This window comes from Nocardia sp. NPDC004168, from assembly GCF_040610355.1.
Classification (GTDB): Bacteria; Actinomycetota; Actinomycetes; order Mycobacteriales; family Mycobacteriaceae; genus Nocardia; species Nocardia sichangensis.
Genome location: NZ_JBEXME010000028.1, coordinates 61,990 through 80,161, shown reverse-complemented (window position 1 = coordinate 80,161; position 18,172 = coordinate 61,990). Strand labels below are relative to the sequence as shown.

Below are 18,172 nucleotides of genomic sequence, written 5' to 3'. Positions count from 1 at the left end.
CCCCAAAACCCGCAGCGGCAAAATCATGCGCCGACTCCTGCGCGACGTCGCCGAAGGACGCGAACTCGGCGACACCTCCACCCTCGTCGACCCGAAGGTGTTCGAATCGATCGCCCGCGGGTAACCACAAAGAACGGCGGACCCGGCCACAAACAGATGAGGGGGTCCGGGTCCGCCGCTCTGTCATACGAATCGAATCGGATCGTCGATTGAACCGCCTGATCATTCTCTCCGTGAACAAGGCGAAGCGGAAACCGGCGCAAGGCCGGCCGCGCCTTCGAGGGAGATCCGACCGACATGACATTCCACGAACAACTCCGCACCCGCCGCAGTGTGGTCGTCGCCGGTGCGGGCGTCGCCGCCGCGGCGGCGGTCACCGCCTGCACCGCCTATGGCAAGGGCGACGGCGCTCCCGCGCCGCATGACGCCACCGCCGCGCAGGCAGACCGGCCCGTCGATGGGAACAGTCCCGCGAACGCGCTCGCCAAGACGGCCGACATTCCCGTCGGCGGCGGCGTGATCGTGGGCGACACCGTGGTGACCCAGCCCAGCGCGGGCACCTTCGTCGGGCTCTCCTCGGTGTGCACGCACGCGGGATGCAAGGTCGCGACGGTGTCCGGCGGCACCATCAACTGTGCCTGCCACGGCAGCAAGTTCGCGCTGGACGGCTCGGTGGCCCACGGCCCGGCGAGCAAACCACTCGCCCCGAAAGGCATCCGGGTCAACGGGGATTCGGTCGTCGCCGAATGAGCAGATCCGCCGGGATCAGGAACCGCCGAACCGCTCGGCCATCCGGCGGTCCATCTCGTCGGGCGGCACATCCTCCACGTGGGTGGCCACCGTCCATCGGTGTCCCCACGGATCCTCGAAGGCGCCACTGCGATCGCCGTAGAACTGATCGGTCATGGGCGTGAGTTCCCTGGCTCCCGCGGACAACGCGGCGGCGAAAGCGGCGTCGGCGTCCTCGACGTACACATACAGGTTGACGGGGGTGCCGCCGACCGTCTTCGGGTCGAGGAAGTCCATATCGGGCGCCGAATCGCCGAGCATGACGACGGAATTGCCGAACATCAGCTCACAATGCGCGATTCTGCCGTCCGGACCGGGCATCCGCATACGCTCGGTCGCACCGAAAATGTTCTTGTAGAAATCGATCGCCGCCGCGGCGCCGTCGACCGCGAGCCCGGGCGACACCACCGGATATCCATCGGGAACGGGTTTGACATCAGACATGGGGAACCTCCGGTCGAGGCGTTGTGTCGGATCATGCCGAGCCTATTCCGGCGACAGGCGCGATTCGGCCGGATCGCGGGAAATCACGGTCCGGCGACGCCCTGCAGCCTGCGCACCTGGGCCGCGGTCAGCGCGCTGAGCACACCCGGGTCCACCGCCTCCGGCGCGGTCACCGCGACCTGCACCAACGTGCTTCCCACCTGAACGATCGCGACGGACGAGCGGAGGGTCAGGTCGTCACTGGTAGTGCGCACTTGGAAGGGTGCGGAGGCATCGCCCGCGGGCGGCTGGACGAGCCCGCCGACGCGGTAGTCCATCGGAATGTCGGAGCCGTCGGCCCCGGCATAGTGCGCGCAGCGACGCAGGATTTCCTGCACTTCCGAGAAAGCGGCCGCGACCGCCTCCGGTGGATAACTGGCCGCGTCTATATCGATGCTGGAGAAATTCGGCCCGGTGTACTGCGTGGACGCCCGTGCCAGCGCGCCGGAGCGTTGCGCACCGAGCGGCGCGAGCACTTTCACGCATTCGGCCGGATTCGTCGGCGAGGCGCCGGTAGCGCCTCCGCCGGTGTCGGCGGGCGCCGCGAGCGCGGTGAAACCGGCGGGCAGATCGCTGTCGGCGAGCAACAGCCCGCGCAGCCGAGCGGAATCGGTCTCGGCGGCGGTGGTCACCGGGGCCGCGGCCACGACGGGTCCGAGCGCGGGAAGCTCGGGCTGTCCTGGCGCGGCGTGGTCCCCCGAGCCGCATCCGGTGGCGACGACGAGGGACGCGACCGCGGCCAGCAGTCCGCACGCACGGATCATTCGGTCCACGACACCTGCGTCTCGATCGCCTGCTGCAGCGTGCTGTCGCTGTGCGGATCGCGGTAGGCCTGGTGCCCGCCGACGGTGATCGACCCGGCCACCGGCAGCGGCAAGCCGAGATCCACCGTGATGGTGCCCGCTCCCTGCATGACGTAGTCGTCGATGTCCAGCGTGCCCGCGTTGTTCGGCAGGTTCCACACCGGCGACTTCGGCTTCTGGGTGACGTGCAGCTCGATGGTGAGCCGGTCACCGTCGCGTTTGCTCAGCGTCGCGGTGGTCACCTGGTCGAGCAGGACGCCGCCGCTGACCTCCTGGCGCACCGTCCAGACCGCGCCCTCGCCGACGGGCTGGTCGGGAAACGCGATCGAACGGTAGACGGCCTGGTAGAACGCCTGCTCCAGCGCGGCGCGCGCGGTGTTGGACGCGTCGGGCGCCGGCTCGAGCCGCAGTGCGGTGATCGCGCCCAGATCGCTGAGGTCGAAGCCCGCGTGCGAGCCGCCGATCTTGGTGAGCGCTTTGGCCAGCGTGGGATCGGGCGAGGTGACCGAGCCAAGGGTGAGATCGATGCCCTCCACGGTGGTCTCCGCGGTCATGGGAATGGTCAGCGCCGGGGTGGAGAAGTCGGGCTTGGGCTGCCCATCGATCTGCTGCTGGATGTGATGGGCGGTGTACAGCGTGACCCGCTGCACGGTGCCCGCCGGATACTCCGGCCGCAGCATCGATCGGGGCTCGGCACCGGCCGATTCGACCGTGGTCACCGCGGCCGGAATCGGCACGGTCACTTCCTTGCCGATGCCGAGCGGCTCCGTTCCGTCGGCCTCACCGCTCGACTCGGCGCCGTCGCCGCAACCGACCCCGAATGCCGAGAGCCCGAGCGCGAGCACCATGAGCAGCACACCCGAGCGCGCGCTCCGGGCTAGGCTCGCGCTCCGGGCCGGGCGGGGGGAAGACAACACCGTCACGAGCAACAGGGTACGACCGATTCCTGAGTGTCAGCTGGGACATTCGACCGCGAACCGATCGGCGTGGCACGCGAACGCCGCGGGCGCGGGCCGGGGCAATCGGACGCGCGCACCGGACTCGATTCCGCTCGAGAGATGATGGTCGGTGTGAGTGACGACCGGCCGCCCGAGGAAAACCCAGCGAACACCGCCGACCCGACGACCGAGCCGGCTCCGCCGCAGCGGCTGCGTACGCTACTCGTCCTCGCCGCGGTCGTGCTCGGCCTGGATCTGCTCACCAAGACCCTCGCGGTGGCGAAGCTGACGCCGGGCGATCCGGTACCGATCATCGGCGACTTCGCGCGCCTGAGCCTGGTGCGCAATCCCGGCGCCGCGTTCTCCATGGCCACCGGCATGACCTGGCTGCTGACCCTGGTCGCCGCCGCCGTCGTCATCGGCGTGGTGCGCATCGGCCGCACCCTGCGTTCGCTGTGGTGGGCGATCGGACTGGGCATGGTGCTCGGCGGCGCGGTCGGCAATCTGGGCGACCGGCTGTTCCGCGCGCCCGGCCCGCTGCAGGGACACGTGGTGGATTTCGTCGCGATCGGCTGGTGGCCGGTGTTCAACGTCGCGGACTCGGCCATCGTGTGCGGCGCGATCCTGCTGGTCGTGCTCACCGTGTTCGGCTTCGAACCGAACGGCACCCGGGTGGGCCACGGCAAGACCGGCGCGAGCGAGGGCAGCGCGGCATGAGGGAGACCAGGACCATGCCCGTCCCCGACGGGCTCGACGGCATGCGCGTCGACGCGGGCCTGTCCCGTCTGCTCGGCCTGTCCCGCACCGCGGTGGCCACGCTGGCCGAGGAGGGTTCGGTGCAGCTCGACGGCGTCGCCGCGGGCAAATCCGACCGGCTCACCGCGGGAGCCTGGCTGGAGGTGATCTTCCCGGAGCCGAAGCGGGAGCTGACCATCGAGGCCGAACCGGTGGAAGGCATGAAGATCCTCTACGCCGACGACGACATCGTCGCGGTCGACAAGCCGGTCGGCGTGGCCGCGCACACCGGCGTCGGCTGGAGCGGCCCGACCGTCGTCGGCGGACTCGCCGCCGCCGGATACCGCATCTCCACCTCCGGCGCCCACGAGCGGCAGGGCATCGTGCACCGCCTGGACGTCGGCACCTCCGGCGTGATGGTGGTCGCACAGTCCGAGCACGCGTACACGGTGCTGAAGCGCGCGTTCAAGCAGCGCACCGTCGACAAGCGGTATCACGCCCTGGTGCAGGGGCATCCGGACCCCAGCAGCGGCACCATCGACGCCCCGATCGGGCGGGCCCGCGGCAACGACTGGAAGTTCGCCGTCACCGCAGACGGCCGTCCCAGCGTCACGCACTACGACACGGTCGAGGCGTTCCATTCGGCCAGCCTCCTCGACATCCACCTGGAGACCGGCCGCACCCATCAGATCCGCGTGCATTTCTCCGCGATCCGCCACCCGTGCTGCGGTGATCTCACCTACGGCGCCGACCCGCGCCTGGCCGAGCGTCTCGGGCTGCAACGGCAGTGGCTGCACGCTCGGTCGCTGGGGTTCCAGCACCCCGCCGACGGCCGCTACCTGGAGATCACCAGCGAATACCCGGACGACCTGAAGCACGCGCTGGACGTCCTGCGCGATGCCTGACCGCCGGGTGCCGCCCTGGCGCGGGATCTTGCTCGGCGCGGCGGCCGTCGCGCTGATCGCACTCGTCTTCGCGCTCGGCGCGCTGCAACCGCCGTACCGCGCCCCGGTGTCCACCGACCGGCTCGGGCCCGACCAGGGTGAGCAGGTCGCGGACTACCTCGCCCGGTCTCGTGACTCGCTGGACACGGGCGGCGACGAACCGCGCTGGGCGCTGGTGTCGTTCGCCGAACCCTTGGCGCCCGGCGAGATTCCGCAGCACAGCGGCGGATTGCGGATCGCGCAGGTGCTCTACCGGGTGCCCGCGCCCGGCGTGCAGACGCCGCTGGTGGCCGTGCCGGTACCGGAAGGCGTTCAGGCGGCGGCGGATTCGGCGTCGTACGCGGCCTGGCTGCTTCCCCGCCCCGTCGATGACCGCTCCGCCCGCGTGGTCGCGTTCTCGGCCGCGCGACTGCGGAGCGGCTGCGGCTGTGTCGTCGGGCTCGTCGTGCGTGACACCCCGGCGCGACTGCGAAACCTGTCCGGGCACAACGATGTCCGCGCGGTCCAGGCTTTGCCCGCCGACGCGGTGGCGGGAAGCTTCGCGGTGGCCCCGCTGCTGCCCGACTACCGCGACGTCGTCGCGCCCGGCCCCGACGACGGACCGGTTCCGGAGCCGTGAGCGGCCGGAGCTAGTCCGGCAGGGTGACGACGCCGTCGAGGTAGCGGCGGCACCGTCCGAACAACAGCACGCGGTCGCCGGTCAGTTCGCAGCGCAAGCTTCCGCCGCGGCGGGACAGCTGCCTGGCGTGCAGTTCGGTGCGGCCGAGCCGCTCGCTCCACAGCGGAACCAGCTGCGCGTGCGCGGACCCGGTCACCGGGTCCTCCGGGACGCCCACGGCCGGGGCGAAGACCCGGGAGACGAAGTCGACCGAATCGCCGGGCGCGGTGACGATCGCGGCGCGCGGCAGCGCGGGGAACGCCGCCAGCACGGGCGCGGCATCGCGCACCTCCTGTTCGGTCGCCACGACGATCACCTCGTCGGTGCCGGAATACGCGCCCACCGGGCGCACACCGAGCGCCGCGACGAGCGCCGGATCGGGCTGCACCGGAATGCTCGGCACGGCAGGCAGGTCGAGGACGAACTCGTCGTCGTCGGTGCGGTCGACGTGCAGCCAGCCGCTGCGCGTGTAGAAGCTCACCCGGTCCTCACCGGGGTGCATGTCGGCCAGGATCTGCGCGGCGCTGGCGAGAGTGGCGTGCCCGCAGAGCGCGACCTCCACCCTCGGGGTGAACCACCGGAGGTGGAAGGCGGGCCACTCGCCCGGCGGCACGCCCGCCTCTGGAGGTAACCGTGAGGTATAGAACGCGGTCTCGGCGAGGTTGTTCTCCTCGGCCAGCTGTTGCAGCAACGCATCCGGCAGCCACGACGGGAGCGGCATCACCGCGGCCGGGTTGCCCGAGAACGGTGCGTCGGCGAACGCGTCGATCTGGTGCAGCAGTACCTCCATAATCTCCAGAAGGTACTCCAAGTCTGAATGGCCGCTTCGCACAAGGCTTCTCGTGGCGCGGCGAGTCAGGCGTCCAGTCTGTCAGTCGGCTCCGCCGGGCGAGCTGGGCAGCAGTTGCGGCTTCTCGCCGCGCAGCGCCGCGCTCACCCACCAGGCCGCCTCGACGAGCACGATCCCGACCACGCCGCAGACCACCGCCGCACCGGTGAGCGCGAGGTTGGAGGGGTCGAGTTTGAAGAACTCGCGGGTGAACGGAACGGTGAACAGGAACACGTACGCCGCCACCGACACCGCGATCAGCATCACCTTCCACCACACGTACGGCCGCGCGACGATGGCGAGCACCCACACCGCGATCATGATCAATGTGATGAGCGCCGTGGTGCCCGCCTGCACCTTCTGCTCCTCGGTGGCGTGCGGCCCGGCGTAGGCGATCAGGTACGAGACGAAGGTGGCCGCGCCGATCACCACGCCCGACGGGATGGCCAACCGCATGACGCGCCCCACGAAACCCGTGCGGGCACGCTCGTTGTTGGGCGCGAGCGAAAGGATGAACGCCGGAATGCCGATGGTGAACCAGGCCGCGATCGTGACGTGGCGCGGCAGGAACGGGTAGCCGATGGGCTCGTAGTCGAAGATCTGCGAGCCGATGCCGGCCATGCCGACCAGGAAGGCGAGCAGCACGGAATACACGGTCTTGGTGAGGAACAGATTCGAGACCCGCTCGATGTTGCCGATCACCCGGCGTCCCTCGCCGACCACGTACGGCAGCGTGGCGAACTTGTTGTCCAGCAGCACGATCTGCGCCACCGCCCTGGTCGCCGGACTGCCCGAGCCCATCGCCACGCCGATGTCCGAATCCTTCAAGGCGAGCACGTCGTTCACACCGTCGCCGGTCATGGCCACCGTGTGCCCGCGCGACTGCAACGCCGACACCATGGCGCGCTTCTGATCCGGACGTACCCGGCCGAAGGTGGTGTTGCCGTCCAGCACGGCGGCCAATTCGTCGCCGTCCTCCGGCAACTCCCGCGCGTCGATCGGGTGGTCACCGCCCGGCAGATCGAGCGAGGAGGCCACCGCGCCGACCGACACCGCGTTGTCGCCGGAGATGACCTTGATCGAGACGCTCTGGCTGGCGAAGTAATCGAGTGTGTCGCGCGCATCGGGCCGGACCTTCTGCTCCAGCACGACCAAGGCGGCGGGCCGCACGCCCCCCGGGGCGTCCGCGGCGTCCACCGGACGGTCGCCGCGCGCCAGCAACAGCACGCGTAGGCCGGATGCGCCGAGTTCCTCCGCGACCCGCGCGTCCGCGGATCCCGGGTCGAGCAGCACGTCCGGCGCGCCGAGCAGCCAGTCGCCGTGCTCGCCGTAGGAGCAACCGCTCCACTTCTTGGCGGAGGAGAACGGCGCGACGGCGGTGCGCTGCCAGCCGGGACCGTCCGGCAGAGCCTCGGCGATCGCCTGCACGCTCGCGTTCGGGCGCGGGTCGTCGGCCGCGAGCGCGGCCAGCGCGGTGCGTACCTCGGTGTCGTCGAAGGTGTCCAGCGTCTTCAGGTCCGACAGCCGCATGCCGTTCTCGGTCAGCGTGCCGGTCTTGTCCGCGCAGACCACGTCGACGCGGGCCAGCCCCTCGATCGCGGGCAACTCCTGCACCAGGCACTGGCGCCTGCCCAGCCGCACCACGCCGACCGCGAACGCGATCGACGTCATCAGCACCAGCCCCTCGGGCACCATCGGCACCAGCGCGGCCACCATGCCGGTGAGCGCGGGCCGCCACGACTCCTTGCTGGAGACCAGCTGGTTGTAGATGCTCAGCAGTCCGGCGGGAATCAGCAGGTAGGTGATGAACTTCAGGATCTTGTCGATACCGCTGCGCAGTTCGGAGTGCACCAGCGTGAACTTGCTCGCCTCCTCGGCCAGCCGCGCCGCGTAGGCGTCCCGGCCGACCTTGGTGGCGCGGTAGGCGCCGGACCCGGACACCACATAACTACCCGACATCACCGTGGCGCCGACCGCCTTCTCGATCGAGTCCGCCTCGCCGGTGAGCAACGACTCGTCCACCTCGAGCTGCGCGGACTCCTCTACCGTGCCGTCCACCACGATCTGGTCGCCGGGACCGAGCTCGATCACGTCGTCGAGCACCACCTCGCGCGGCGCGATCTCGACGGCCCTGCCGTCCCGGCGGACGGTCGGCTTGGCCTGGCTGACGATGGCCAGCTGGTCCAGGGTGCGCTTGGCGCGGATCTCCTGGATGATGCCGACCGCGCTGTTGGCGACGATCAGCAGGCCGAACATGCCGTCGATGATCGATCCGGTGGCCAGCACCAGCACGAACAGGACGCCGAGGATGGCGTTGATCCTGGTGAAGACGTTCGCGCGCACGATGTCGCGAACCGATCGGCTCGCGCGATCCGGGACGTCGTTGGTCAGTCCGTCGTGACGACGTTGCTCGACCTCGGTCGCGGTGAGCCCGGTCGCGCCCGATGCCTGCACGGTAATCGACATGACCGCAAGGCTACGGGACAACTACGTTCGTCATCGTGCGGCGAAGCAGGTCCATCCCCGGTGTAGCGTTCGGAGCGAGCGCGTACTTCTTGTGGGGACTTTTCCCCGCGTTCTTCGGGCTGCTGGCGTTCGCCAGTCCGGGTGAAGTGGTGGCGCAGCGGATCGTCTGGACGCTGGTGGTCGTGCTCGCGGTGCTCGCCGTCAGCGGCCGGATCCGCGAACTGCGCGGCATCGACGGCCGAGTCTGGCGGCTGGCGGCCGTGGCCTCCGCCGCGATCGCGCTCAACTGGGGCGTGTACGTCTATGGGGTCACCTCGGGCCACGTCGTGGAGTGCGCGCTCGGGTATTTCATCAACCCTCTGGTCACCGTCGCGTTCGGCGTGGTGCTCTTTCGTGAGCGGCTGACCGGCGCCCAATGGGCCGCCCTCGGGCTCGGCGCGGCCGCGGTGGCCGTGCTCACGGTCGACTACGGCAGACCACCGATCATCGCCTTGGCCCTGGCCTGCTCTTTCGCCACCTACGGCTTGGTGAAGAAGGTGATCCCGCTGGACGCGCTGCGCGGCATCGCCGCCGAGGGCGTCGTCGCCGCACCCTTCGCGCTGGCGTTCGCGATCGCGCTCGCGCTCGCCGGGCACAGCGAATTCGCCTCCGCCCCCGCGCATACCGCCCTGATGGTGGCCACCGGACCGGTCACCCTGGTTCCGCTACTGCTGTTCGCCGTCGCGGCCCAGCGCGTCGCGTTGTCCACCATGGGCCTGCTGCAATACCTCACCCCCGCACTCCAGATGGCCTGGGGCGTCGCGGTCGCGCACGAGCCGATGCCCGCCTCCCGTTGGGCCGGTTTCGCCCTCATCTGGGCGGCGCTGGTGATATTCACCACCGACGCCCTGCTACGAACCCGTCGCGCGCGGCGCACATCGCGCCCTGTCACCAGCGAATCCGGCTCCCACGCGAGCGAAACACGGTCCACACCGTGAGCTTCCCGCTTTCCGGCGACTCGAGTTCGTCGGAATTGGTCGCGAAGGTGTCGGATCCGACACTTCTGCGGGCTTCGCCTTCTCCGTAGCGTCGATGTATGACCGCGCCCAGACCCCTTCGCGCCCGCACCGACGCGGGGCGGCCACCGGCTGAGAAGACACCCGACCCGCTCGGTATGACCGGACGGGAGATCTTGCAGGGAACGCTCGACGGACGATTCCCGGGCGCACCGATTCTGAGCGCGCTGGGTTTCCGGCTGGCCCAGGTCGGCGATGGGACCGTGGTTTTCGAGGGCGAGCCGGGTGACCAACTGCTCGACCCGGCGGGCGGGGTGTACGGCGGCTTCGTGGCGACGGTGCTCGAAGCGGCCCTCGGCTCGGCGGTACTGACACAGTTGGCCGGCGGCACGCGCTCCACCTCGGTCAAGATCGGCATAGACATCCATCGTGCCGTGCGCAGCGACACGCGCACGCTGCGCTGCGAGGGCACCGCGATCCACGTCGGCACCACCACGGCCAGCGCCGAGGCCCGCCTGGTCGGCGCCGAAGACGGCGAACTGTACGCGCACGCCACCTCGATGTACGCGATTCTGCGCATGCTCTGACCTGCGCGTACTACAAAATGCGGCAGAGCATTTCACGCGACGACGGGCCGGGCGCCGCGAAGCGCGACGACCGGCCCGTCGGGTGAACTCAGCTGCAGGCCGCCGACTGCTGACCGAGGTTGGTCAGCATGGTGCAGGCCCAGGTCTTCTGGATCTTCCACTTGCCGTTGTCGGCGACGAACGGCACGTCGACGATGTTCTCCTGGCCGTTGAGGATGAACTTGGCCTTCGCGTTCACGCTGTCGCCGAAGGAGGTGACGTCGGTGACCACGATCTTCACGTCGGCGCCTGCCGCGGCCTGCGACAGGCGGTCCGGCAGCGTCGGATCGGCCTCGGCGCCCTGGACGTTGTCCAGCTTCTCGGAGGCGGGCACCGACGGGTCGAGCGCACGGGCCAGGGCGGTGTTCAGCTCCGCGGGGGTCGGGACCGGCGGCAGGTTCGCGCTCGCGGTCGCCGACGCCTTGGCGCTGGTCGACGTCTTGGCGGCGGGCTTGCTGTCCTTGTCGTCGCCACCACAGGCGGTCAGGCCAAGCGCGGCGACGATGGCCAGTCCGGCGATCGCGATGCGTCCAGTCTTACGAAGCTTCAACTGCTCGTCCTTTGCGTTCGAGAGGTCCGTGTCGTGTTCCACCATGGCAGCCGCCCCCGAACCGGCGGCGCTGCACGAGGTCCCAGGCTACCGGCCCCGGGTGGCGGCACCCGGATCCACATCGGACCGGCGATGGTCGTCGGCAGCGAACGTACGCGTCCGGCCCGGCGATGTCGAGCCTCGGGCCCCGGCCGTCAGAGCAGACTGCCCAGCGGATCGGCACGGGTGAGGGCGGCATCGTCGGCGGCGAAGGTGCGCGCGGGACCCGGACCGGTGGAACGGGTTTCGAAGCGGACGGTCACCACGCCGAGCCCGGCGCCCTGCACCCAGCCGTGACCGTGCTCGGGATGCGATACGTCCATGCCGGGACGCCAGAGGGCGACCGGTAGGACCGGCGCGGTGTGCGCGGCATCGCCGAGCTCGGGGGCGTGCGCCGGTTCGGATTCCGTTTCGACCGCGGCGATCTCGGGGACCGGGCCGCGATCCAGTTCGGGGAACAGCGATTCCTGACGGACGGTCGACAGGCCGCCGTAGCCGACGCCGACGAGGCGGATCGGGCCCAGCTCCCGCGGGTCGAGCGCCGAACGCTGCGCGGCGGCGGCGAGAGTGGCCAAATCCTCGGTGGCGTAGGGCAGGGTGTAGGAGCGGGTGACGATGCTCATATCCGACTTCTTCAATTTGAGCACCACCGTGCGCGCGGCGCGCCCGTCACCGGTCAGGCGCCGGTGCGCCGCGACAGCCATGTCCTCGATGGCCGGACGCAGTTGCTCCAGGCTGACGATGTCGGTTTCGTAGGTTGTCTCGGCGCTGATCTGCTTCGCCTCGGTGCGTTCGGCGACCGGACGGTCATCGATGCCGCGCGCCAGTCGGTGCAGCGCGGCGCCGACGCTGCCGCCGAGAATCGACATCGCCTCCGACTCCGGCAGCGCGGCGAAGGCGCCCACGGTCTCGATGCCCAACGAGCGCAACCGGCTCTCCGCGACCGGGCCGATCCCCCACAGCTTGCGCACCGGCAGACCTGCCAGCAGTCGCGGCTGCTCGACCGGCGAGATCACCCGGATCCCATCGGGTTTGGCCAAGCCGGAGGCGATCTTGGCCAGCTGCTTTCCGGTGCCCGCGCCCACCGAGGCGGTCAACCCGGTCCGTTCCCGCACCACCGCGCGCAAGTCCGCGCAGAACGCGTGCACCTGGGCGACCGTCGCGCCGGCCAGCTCGGCCGGTTCGCCGAACGCCTCGTCGAACGACAGCGTCTCCAGCACCGGGATCCGGCTGCGCAACGCGTCGAAGACCTGCCCGCTGACCACGCCGTAGACGGCGCCGCGCGGCGGCACCACCACCGCCGTGACGCCGACCAACCGGCGCGCCTGATGCATCGGCATCGCCGACCGGGCGCCGAACACGCGCGCCTCGTAACTGGCTCCGGCGACGACGCCGCGCCCGCCGGTCCCGCCGACCAGCACCGGCCTGCCCCGCAGCGTCGGCCGGGTCAGCTGCTCGACCGAGGCGAAGAACGCGTCCATGTCGATGTGCAGAACCCAGCGCCGAGCGGCGCTGTCCGCGTCGGCGAGCACCGGTGCCCGCCGACCCACCGAGCTTTCGGCGCGGGTGGTCCCGACCCCGGTCGAGGGCGCGACCGGGCACTCGACGCTCGGCTTCTCGGTACGCACGGCTGCAATGTACGCCCGTCCACCGACAGTGCGGAGCAGGCGGTGACGCTGTCAGGTGGCTGTGCGCTAGCTGCCGGTTACCTGCCGGTATCGGGGCCGCCTCCGTCTCGCGCCCCGGGGACCGTCCGGCCCGGTCGCGACGGCTTTGATCTGCGCCTTTCCGTGCCGGAACAAGTACCGGGCGGTCTCGAAATAACCGCCGACGTGCCGTGGGGACGGGGCCTGACCCACGGTCCGATATGTGATGATCGGACCCATGAATATCCGCAAGGCCGTCATCCCGGCCGCCGGTATCGGCTCCCGGCTGCTTCCGCTGACCAAGGCCATCCCCAAGGAGATGCTGCCGGTCGGCGACAAGCCGGTGATCGAGCACACGGTCCGCGAGCTGGTCGCTTCGGGCATCACCGACATCACCATCGTGGTCAGCAGCGGAAAATCACTGATCCAGGACCATTTCCGACCCAATCCCGCGCTGGTCGCCCAGCTGCGCGCGGACGGCAAGACCGCGTTCGCCGATGCCGTCGAGGAGGTCGGCGAGCTGTCCCGGCTCGGCCACATCACCTACCTCGACCAGCACGGGCCGTACGGCAACGGCACCCCGGTGCTCAACGCCGCCCGCAACCTCGGCGACGAGCCCATGCTGGTGCTGTGGCCGGACGACGTGTTCGTCGCCGAGGTGCCCCGAGCTCAGCAGCTCATCGACGCCTACGAGGCCACCGGAGCCCCCGTCCTCGCGCTGATGCCGATGGATCCCGCCGAGTCGCAGCGCTACGGCGTGCCGGTGGTCGCCGACGACCACGGCAACGGCCTGCTGCGCATCACCGGCCTGCGCGAGAAGCCGAAGCCGAAGGACGCGCCGTCGTCCTTCGCCGCGATCGGCGGCTATGTCGTCACCCCCGGCATCATCGATGAGCTGCGCAGGCAGACCGAAGAGTGGTACGAACACCGCACCGGCGAGGTGTACCTCACCGACGCGATCAACGTGCACGCGGCGAACAGTCCGGTCTTCGGCCAGGTGATCCGCGGCCGGTGGTACGACACCGGCAACCCGGCCGACTATTTGGTGGCGCAATTCGCCTCGGCGCTGGCCCATCAGCAGTACGGACCGCTGCTGCGCACCCTCGCCGACGGGCTCGGCGACTAGCGCACGTCCGGGCCGTATCGCGGCTCCCGCACACCGGAATGCGGCGGCGCGCCTGACACCGGAGGGTGACGAGGGCGGCTTCCGGTGTCGGCGCACCGGTCCCGGTCCACGCCGCCCATTCGGTTCCTACCGGCGGGCTGGGGTGCATGTGACGTCCGCGGCCGATTCGCCACGGCCCCGACCCGAATTCGCGGGTCGGGGCCGTTTCAGCGCCGGAGTAGCCGCGCTCAGAAGCGACGGATGGCGTAGATGTCGAATTCGTCCAGCGGAGTGAAGCCGACCGGCACGCCCTGACCGTACGCGTTGAGCACCCGGCCGTTTCCGGCATAGATACCGACGTGCGAGCCATCGCTGTTCAGCACGATCACGTCGCCGAGCGACAGCGAGCCCCGCGGGACGGGCGCGCCCACCTTCGCCTGCTGCCAAGTGGTCCGCGGAAGACTCACGCCGACCTGACGGTACGCCCACTGCACGAGGCCCGAGCAGTCCCAGCTGTCGGGGCCTGTCCCACCCCATTCGTACGGCTTGCCGATCTGCGTCGTCGCCGCGGCCAGCGCGCCGACGCCGAACACACTGGGTATCGGCAGGTCGGCCGAGCCGCTGGCGCTGCCGGACGAGGAACTGCCGCTACCCGCCGAGCCGAACGACGCGCTGCCCGGCCCGCTGCCGGAGGCGCTGCCGGTGTCGGCCCAGGCGGGTCCGGCGAACAGGAGGATCGTGATGATCGAGAGCAGGAATCCGAGTGCGATGCGGTGCAACGATTTTCTCGGCACGTGCTCGCCCCTTCCATGGGCGCGGTTGACTGGCCGCCGATCGGCAGCCTGGCTAATACATGGCATCAGCAGCGGCCTCCGATACGGAGCCGCGGCCACCCGCGCCGGTCACATTCCCAGCACGGCCAAATTCCAAGTAGGACACACTGAAAAGAGAAACTGCCGCCCCGGAGATCACCTGGGTAACAGCAGCGACACCGCAGATTGTGCCTGGGATATCGGCGAATTGTCGGGAATCAGCAAATTCTCAGCATGTGATCTAGATCACTAGACTGCGCCGTGAATGCCAGGTTTGAGATCGGAAAACCCTGCCATCGTGTTGCCGGTCGGTCGCGTGCGGTACGCGGCCGCCAGGTGAGCGACCCGGGGCATCGGCGACCGAACAGACCGCGCCAAGACCTGTCCGGCCCCGCCGAGAACATCGAGCGGACCGATTCCGGCAGGCTCGGATCGCTGCCACCGATCGGCTCGGAACAAACGGCACCAAGACCGCTCGAACAGCAACCGGGGCGGGACCTTTCGGTCCCGCCCCGGCTCGAAACCCGGCGCTCAGGCCTTGGCGATCTGCGCCCGCACTCCGCCGACCAGATCGGCGGCCTCCGCTCCGGCGTCGCCGAAGGTCAGCGTGGTGGCGAGGATCTCCCCCGCGATCAGGTCACGGTGCGTCTCGGCCCACGCGGCCCGGTCCGCCGGAACGTCCAGGACCACGGTGATGCGGTCGGAGACGTCCAGCCCGGCGGACTTCCTGGTCTCCTGAAGGTCGCGGATCAGGTCCCGCGCCCAGCCCTCGGCCTCCAGCTCCTCGGTGACCACCGAATTCAGCACCACGAGACCCGCGTTCCCGGGCAGCGCCGCGGTCGACTCGGGCTCGGCCGCCACGAGACGCTGGGTGTACTCCTCCGGCAGCAGGGCGATGCCGGCCGCCCGGACCGTGCCGTCGGCGTCCTCGGCCCAGTCACCGGCCTTCACCGCCTTGATCACCGCCTGCACGTCCTTGCCCAGCCGCGGCCCCGCGGCGCGGGCGTTGACCACCAGCTCGAACCGGCCGTGCGCGTCCACGTCGGTGGTCAGATCGACCTTCTTGACGTTGACCTCGTCGGCGACGATGTCGGCGAACGGCGCCAGCCGCTCGGCGTCGGCCGCGGCGATGGTGACCTCGGCCAGCGGCAGCCGCACCCGCAGGTTCTGCGCCTTGCGCAGGCTCAGCACCGTCGAGCACACCAGGCGCACCTCGTCCATGGCGGCGACCAGCTCCGGATCGTCCGGCAGCTCGCCCTCCTTCGGCCAGTCGGCCAGGTGCACCGAGTCACCGCCGGTCAACCCGCGCCAGATCACCTCGGTGATCAGCGGCAGCAGCGGCGCGGCCAGCCGGGTGACCACCTCGAGCACCGTGTGCAGGGTGTCCACCGCGTCGCGGTCCTCGCTCCAGAACCGCGAGCGGGAGCGCCGCACGTACCAGTTGGTCAGCGCGTCGGCGAAGGAGCGCAGCTCATCGCAGGCGCCCGCGATGTCGTAGGTCTCCAGCGCCTCGGTGATCACGTCCCTGGTGCGCGCCAGCTTCGCCAGGATGTATCGATCCAGCACGTGCGGCGAATCCGTGCGCCACACACCGGGCTTCGACGCGTACAGCTGCAGGAACGTCCACGCGTTCCACAGCGGTCGCAGCGCGTGACTCACGCCCTCACGGATGCCGCGCTCGGTGACGATGAGATTGCCGCCGCGCAGGATCGGCGAACTCATCAGGAACCAGCGCATCGCGTCCGAGCCGTCCCGGTCGAACACCTCGTTGACGTCCGGGTAATTGCCCTTGGACTTGCTCATCTTCAGGCCGTCGTCGCCGAGCACGATGCCGTGCGCTGCGACGGTCTTGAACGCCGGGCTGTCGAACAGAGCCGTCGCCAGCACGTGCAGCGTGTAGAACCAGCCGCGGGTCTGGCCGTTGTACTCGACGATGAAATCGCCCGGGAAGTGGCTGTCGAACCACTCTTTGTTCTCGAACGGATAGTGCACCTGGGCATACGGCATCGAGCCGGACTCGAACCAGCAGTCCAGCACCTCCGGCACCCGGCGCATGGTCGAGCGGCCCGTCGGGTCATCGGGATTCGGCCGGGTGAGCTCGTCGATCATCGGGCGGTGCAGATCGGCCGGGCGCACCCCGAAGTCGCGCTCCAGCTCGTCCAGCGAGCCGTACACGTCGACGCGCGGGTAGGCCGGATCGTCGGACACCCACACGGGGATCGGGCTGCCCCAGTATCGATTGCGGCTGATGTTCCAGTCGCGCGCGCCTTCCAGCCACTTGCCGAACTGGCCGTCGCGGATGTGCTCGGGCACCCAGGTGATCTGTTTGTTCAGCTCCACCATGCGATCGCGAAACTTGGTGACCGCCACGAACCAGGACGGCACGGCCATGTAGATCAGCGGCTGTCCGGAGCGCCAGCTGTGCGGGTAGGAGTGCTCGATCGTCTCGTGCCGCAACAGCTTTCCCGCGGCCTTGAGGTCCTTGATGATCACCGGATTCGCGTCGAACACCATCAGGCCCTCGTACGGCGGAACCATCGAGGTGAACCTGCCGCCCGGGTCCAGCGGCTGCACCAGCTCGATGCCGTGCGCGGAGGCGACGTCCATGTCCTCCTCACCGAAGGCGGGTGCGAGATGCACTATGCCGGTGCCGGAGTCGGTGGTCACGTAGTCGGCGGTGAGCACGCGGTGGGCGTGGGGATGACCGAGGAAGAAGTCGAACGGCGGCGCGTAGGACAGATCCGCCAGCGCGGCGCCATCGAACTCGGCGAGCACCTCCGGCTCCGCGCCGAACTCCCGCGCGTAGTGCGAAACCCGTTCGGCCGCGAGCACATAGCGTTTGCCGTCGGCCGCGCGCAGGTGCACGTAGCGAACGTCGGGATGCACCGCTATCGCCAAGTTGGACGGCAGCGTCCACGGCGTCGTGGTCCAGATCAGCGCGTTGGCGCCGTCGAGTTCGTGCAGCGGATGCTCCGCGGGCACGCGCAACGCCATGTCGACGGTGACCGCCGGGTCCTGGCGCATCTTGTAGGCGTCGTCGAGGCGGGTTTCCTGATTCGACAACGGCGTCTGCTCGTACCAGCTGTAGGGCAGCACCCGGAAGCCCTGATAGATCAGCCCTTTGTCGTACAGCGATTTGAACGCCCACATCACCGACTCCATGAAGTCGGTGTCCAGCGTCTTGTAGTCGTTGTCGAAGTCGACCCAGCGAGCCTGGCGCGTCACGTAGTCGCGCCATTCCCCGGTGTAGCGCAGCACCGATGTTTTACAGGCCGCGTTGAATTCCGCGAGCCCCATCGCGTCGATCTGTGATTTGTCCGTGATACCGAGCTGCTTTTCGGCTTCGATTTCCGCGGGCAATCCGTGACAGTCCCAGCCGAATCGCCGGTCGACCCGCTTGCCGCGCATCGTCTGGAAACGCGGGACGAGGTCTTTGACGTATCCGGTGAGCAAATGTCCGTAATGCGGCAGACCGTTGGCAAAGGGCGGCCCGTCATAGAAGACGAATTCGGCTGCGCCGGAACGGTTTTCGATGCTCGCGCGGAAGGTGTCGGCGGCCGCCCACGCGTCGAGCACGCGGCGCTCCATCTCGGGGAACGACGCCCCGCTGCCGACGCTCAGGTCGACGCGCGGGTACGCGCTGTTGCTGGAAGTCTGGTCCGCCATTGCGGATACGTCTCCTCGTGCCGAGTCGTTGGCACGGGGACGATGACGACGCCCGGTGCGCCGAAACCGCGGTACCACCCCGCTTGTC

At 69.6% G+C, this 18,172-nt stretch carries 16 protein-coding genes; 7 read left to right on the top strand and 9 right to left on the bottom strand.

Annotated elements, in window-relative coordinates:
* Positions 1–297 precede the first annotated feature (297 nt).
* Positions 298–750, top strand: a complete 453-nt coding sequence (locus tag ABZW96_RS31715) for a Rieske (2Fe-2S) protein (protein ID WP_355079685.1) — start codon at positions 298–300, stop codon at positions 748–750.
* A gap of 15 nt (positions 751–765) precedes the next feature.
* On the opposite strand, the gene ABZW96_RS31710 is transcribed toward ABZW96_RS31715, so the two are convergent.
* The 3 genes from ABZW96_RS31710 to ABZW96_RS31700 form a co-directional block, all read right to left on the bottom strand.
* Entirely contained in the window at positions 766–1,233 is a 468-nt protein-coding gene (locus ABZW96_RS31710; RefSeq protein WP_355079683.1) for a VOC family protein, read from the bottom strand.
* A gap of 83 nt (positions 1,234–1,316) precedes the next feature.
* Positions 1,317–2,036 (bottom strand): hypothetical protein, encoded by a 720-nt coding sequence (locus tag ABZW96_RS31705; RefSeq protein WP_355079707.1) that lies wholly within the window; start codon positions 2,034–2,036, stop codon positions 1,317–1,319.
* Positions 2,033–2,998 carry a hypothetical protein gene (locus tag ABZW96_RS31700; RefSeq protein ID WP_355079681.1) on the bottom strand — a complete coding sequence of 322 codons (966 nt, stop codon included), beginning with the start codon at positions 2,996–2,998 and terminating at the stop codon, positions 2,033–2,035. The genes ABZW96_RS31705 and ABZW96_RS31700 overlap by 4 nt, the downstream gene beginning before the upstream one ends.
* Before the next feature lie 138 nt (positions 2,999–3,136).
* Between ABZW96_RS31700 and lspA the strand changes: the two genes are divergently transcribed.
* From lspA to ABZW96_RS31685, 3 genes are read left to right on the top strand one after another with little or no spacing between them, the layout of a single operon-like run.
* Positions 3,137–3,730, top strand: coding sequence for a signal peptidase II (gene lspA, locus ABZW96_RS31695; protein ID WP_355079705.1), 594 nt, complete (start codon positions 3,137–3,139; stop codon positions 3,728–3,730).
* Complete coding sequence (locus ABZW96_RS31690) at positions 3,727–4,653, top strand: RluA family pseudouridine synthase (protein WP_355079679.1); 927 nt, start codon at positions 3,727–3,729, stop codon at positions 4,651–4,653. The genes lspA and ABZW96_RS31690 overlap by 4 nt, the downstream gene beginning before the upstream one ends.
* On the top strand, positions 4,646–5,311 hold the full coding sequence (locus ABZW96_RS31685; RefSeq protein ID WP_355079677.1) for a hypothetical protein: 666 nt from the start codon (positions 4,646–4,648) through the stop codon (positions 5,309–5,311). Before ABZW96_RS31690 ends, ABZW96_RS31685 begins: the two co-directional genes overlap by 8 nt.
* A 10-nt stretch (positions 5,312–5,321) precedes the next feature.
* On the opposite strand, the gene ABZW96_RS31680 is transcribed toward ABZW96_RS31685, so the two are convergent.
* Entirely contained in the window at positions 5,322–6,140 is an 819-nt protein-coding gene (locus tag ABZW96_RS31680; RefSeq protein ID WP_355079675.1) for a PhzF family phenazine biosynthesis protein, read from the bottom strand.
* 81 nt (positions 6,141–6,221) lie between these two features.
* Positions 6,222–8,645 carry an HAD-IC family P-type ATPase gene (locus ABZW96_RS31675; protein ID WP_355079673.1) on the bottom strand — a complete coding sequence of 808 codons (2,424 nt, stop codon included), beginning with the start codon at positions 8,643–8,645 and terminating at the stop codon, positions 6,222–6,224.
* A gap of 35 nt (positions 8,646–8,680) precedes the next feature.
* Here ABZW96_RS31675 and rarD point away from each other — a divergent pair, with 35 nt between their 5' ends.
* Complete coding sequence (gene rarD, locus ABZW96_RS31670; RefSeq protein ID WP_355079671.1) at positions 8,681–9,622, top strand: EamA family transporter RarD; 942 nt, start codon at positions 8,681–8,683, stop codon at positions 9,620–9,622.
* 98 nt (positions 9,623–9,720) lie between these two features.
* Positions 9,721–10,227, top strand: coding sequence for a PaaI family thioesterase (locus ABZW96_RS31665; protein ID WP_355079669.1), 507 nt, complete (start codon positions 9,721–9,723; stop codon positions 10,225–10,227).
* Positions 10,228–10,315: 88 nt separating this feature from the next.
* Here the strand turns inward: ABZW96_RS31665 and ABZW96_RS31660 are convergent, their stop codons facing one another.
* Both ABZW96_RS31660 and ABZW96_RS31655 read right to left on the bottom strand, forming a co-directional pair.
* On the bottom strand, positions 10,316–10,816 hold the full coding sequence (locus tag ABZW96_RS31660) for a hypothetical protein (protein ID WP_355079667.1): 501 nt from the start codon (positions 10,814–10,816) through the stop codon (positions 10,316–10,318).
* A 194-nt stretch (positions 10,817–11,010) separates the two neighbouring features.
* On the bottom strand, positions 11,011–12,387 hold the full coding sequence (locus ABZW96_RS31655; protein ID WP_355079703.1) for a DNA polymerase IV: 1,377 nt from the start codon (positions 12,385–12,387) through the stop codon (positions 11,011–11,013).
* Positions 12,388–12,739: 352 nt separating this feature from the next.
* Between ABZW96_RS31655 and ABZW96_RS31650 the strand changes: the two genes are divergently transcribed.
* Positions 12,740–13,627 (top strand): UTP--glucose-1-phosphate uridylyltransferase, encoded by an 888-nt coding sequence (locus ABZW96_RS31650; protein ID WP_355079665.1) that lies wholly within the window; start codon positions 12,740–12,742, stop codon positions 13,625–13,627.
* 227 nt (positions 13,628–13,854) lie between these two features.
* Here ABZW96_RS31650 and ABZW96_RS31645 read toward each other — a convergent pair whose 3' ends face one another.
* Both ABZW96_RS31645 and ileS read right to left on the bottom strand, forming a co-directional pair.
* Entirely contained in the window at positions 13,855–14,400 is a 546-nt protein-coding gene (locus ABZW96_RS31645; RefSeq protein ID WP_355079663.1) for an NlpC/P60 family protein, read from the bottom strand.
* Between the two features lie 549 nt (positions 14,401–14,949).
* Positions 14,950–18,084 carry an isoleucine--tRNA ligase gene (gene ileS, locus ABZW96_RS31640; protein WP_355079661.1) on the bottom strand — a complete coding sequence of 1,045 codons (3,135 nt, stop codon included), beginning with the start codon at positions 18,082–18,084 and terminating at the stop codon, positions 14,950–14,952.
* Between the last annotated feature and the right edge of the window lie 88 nt (positions 18,085–18,172).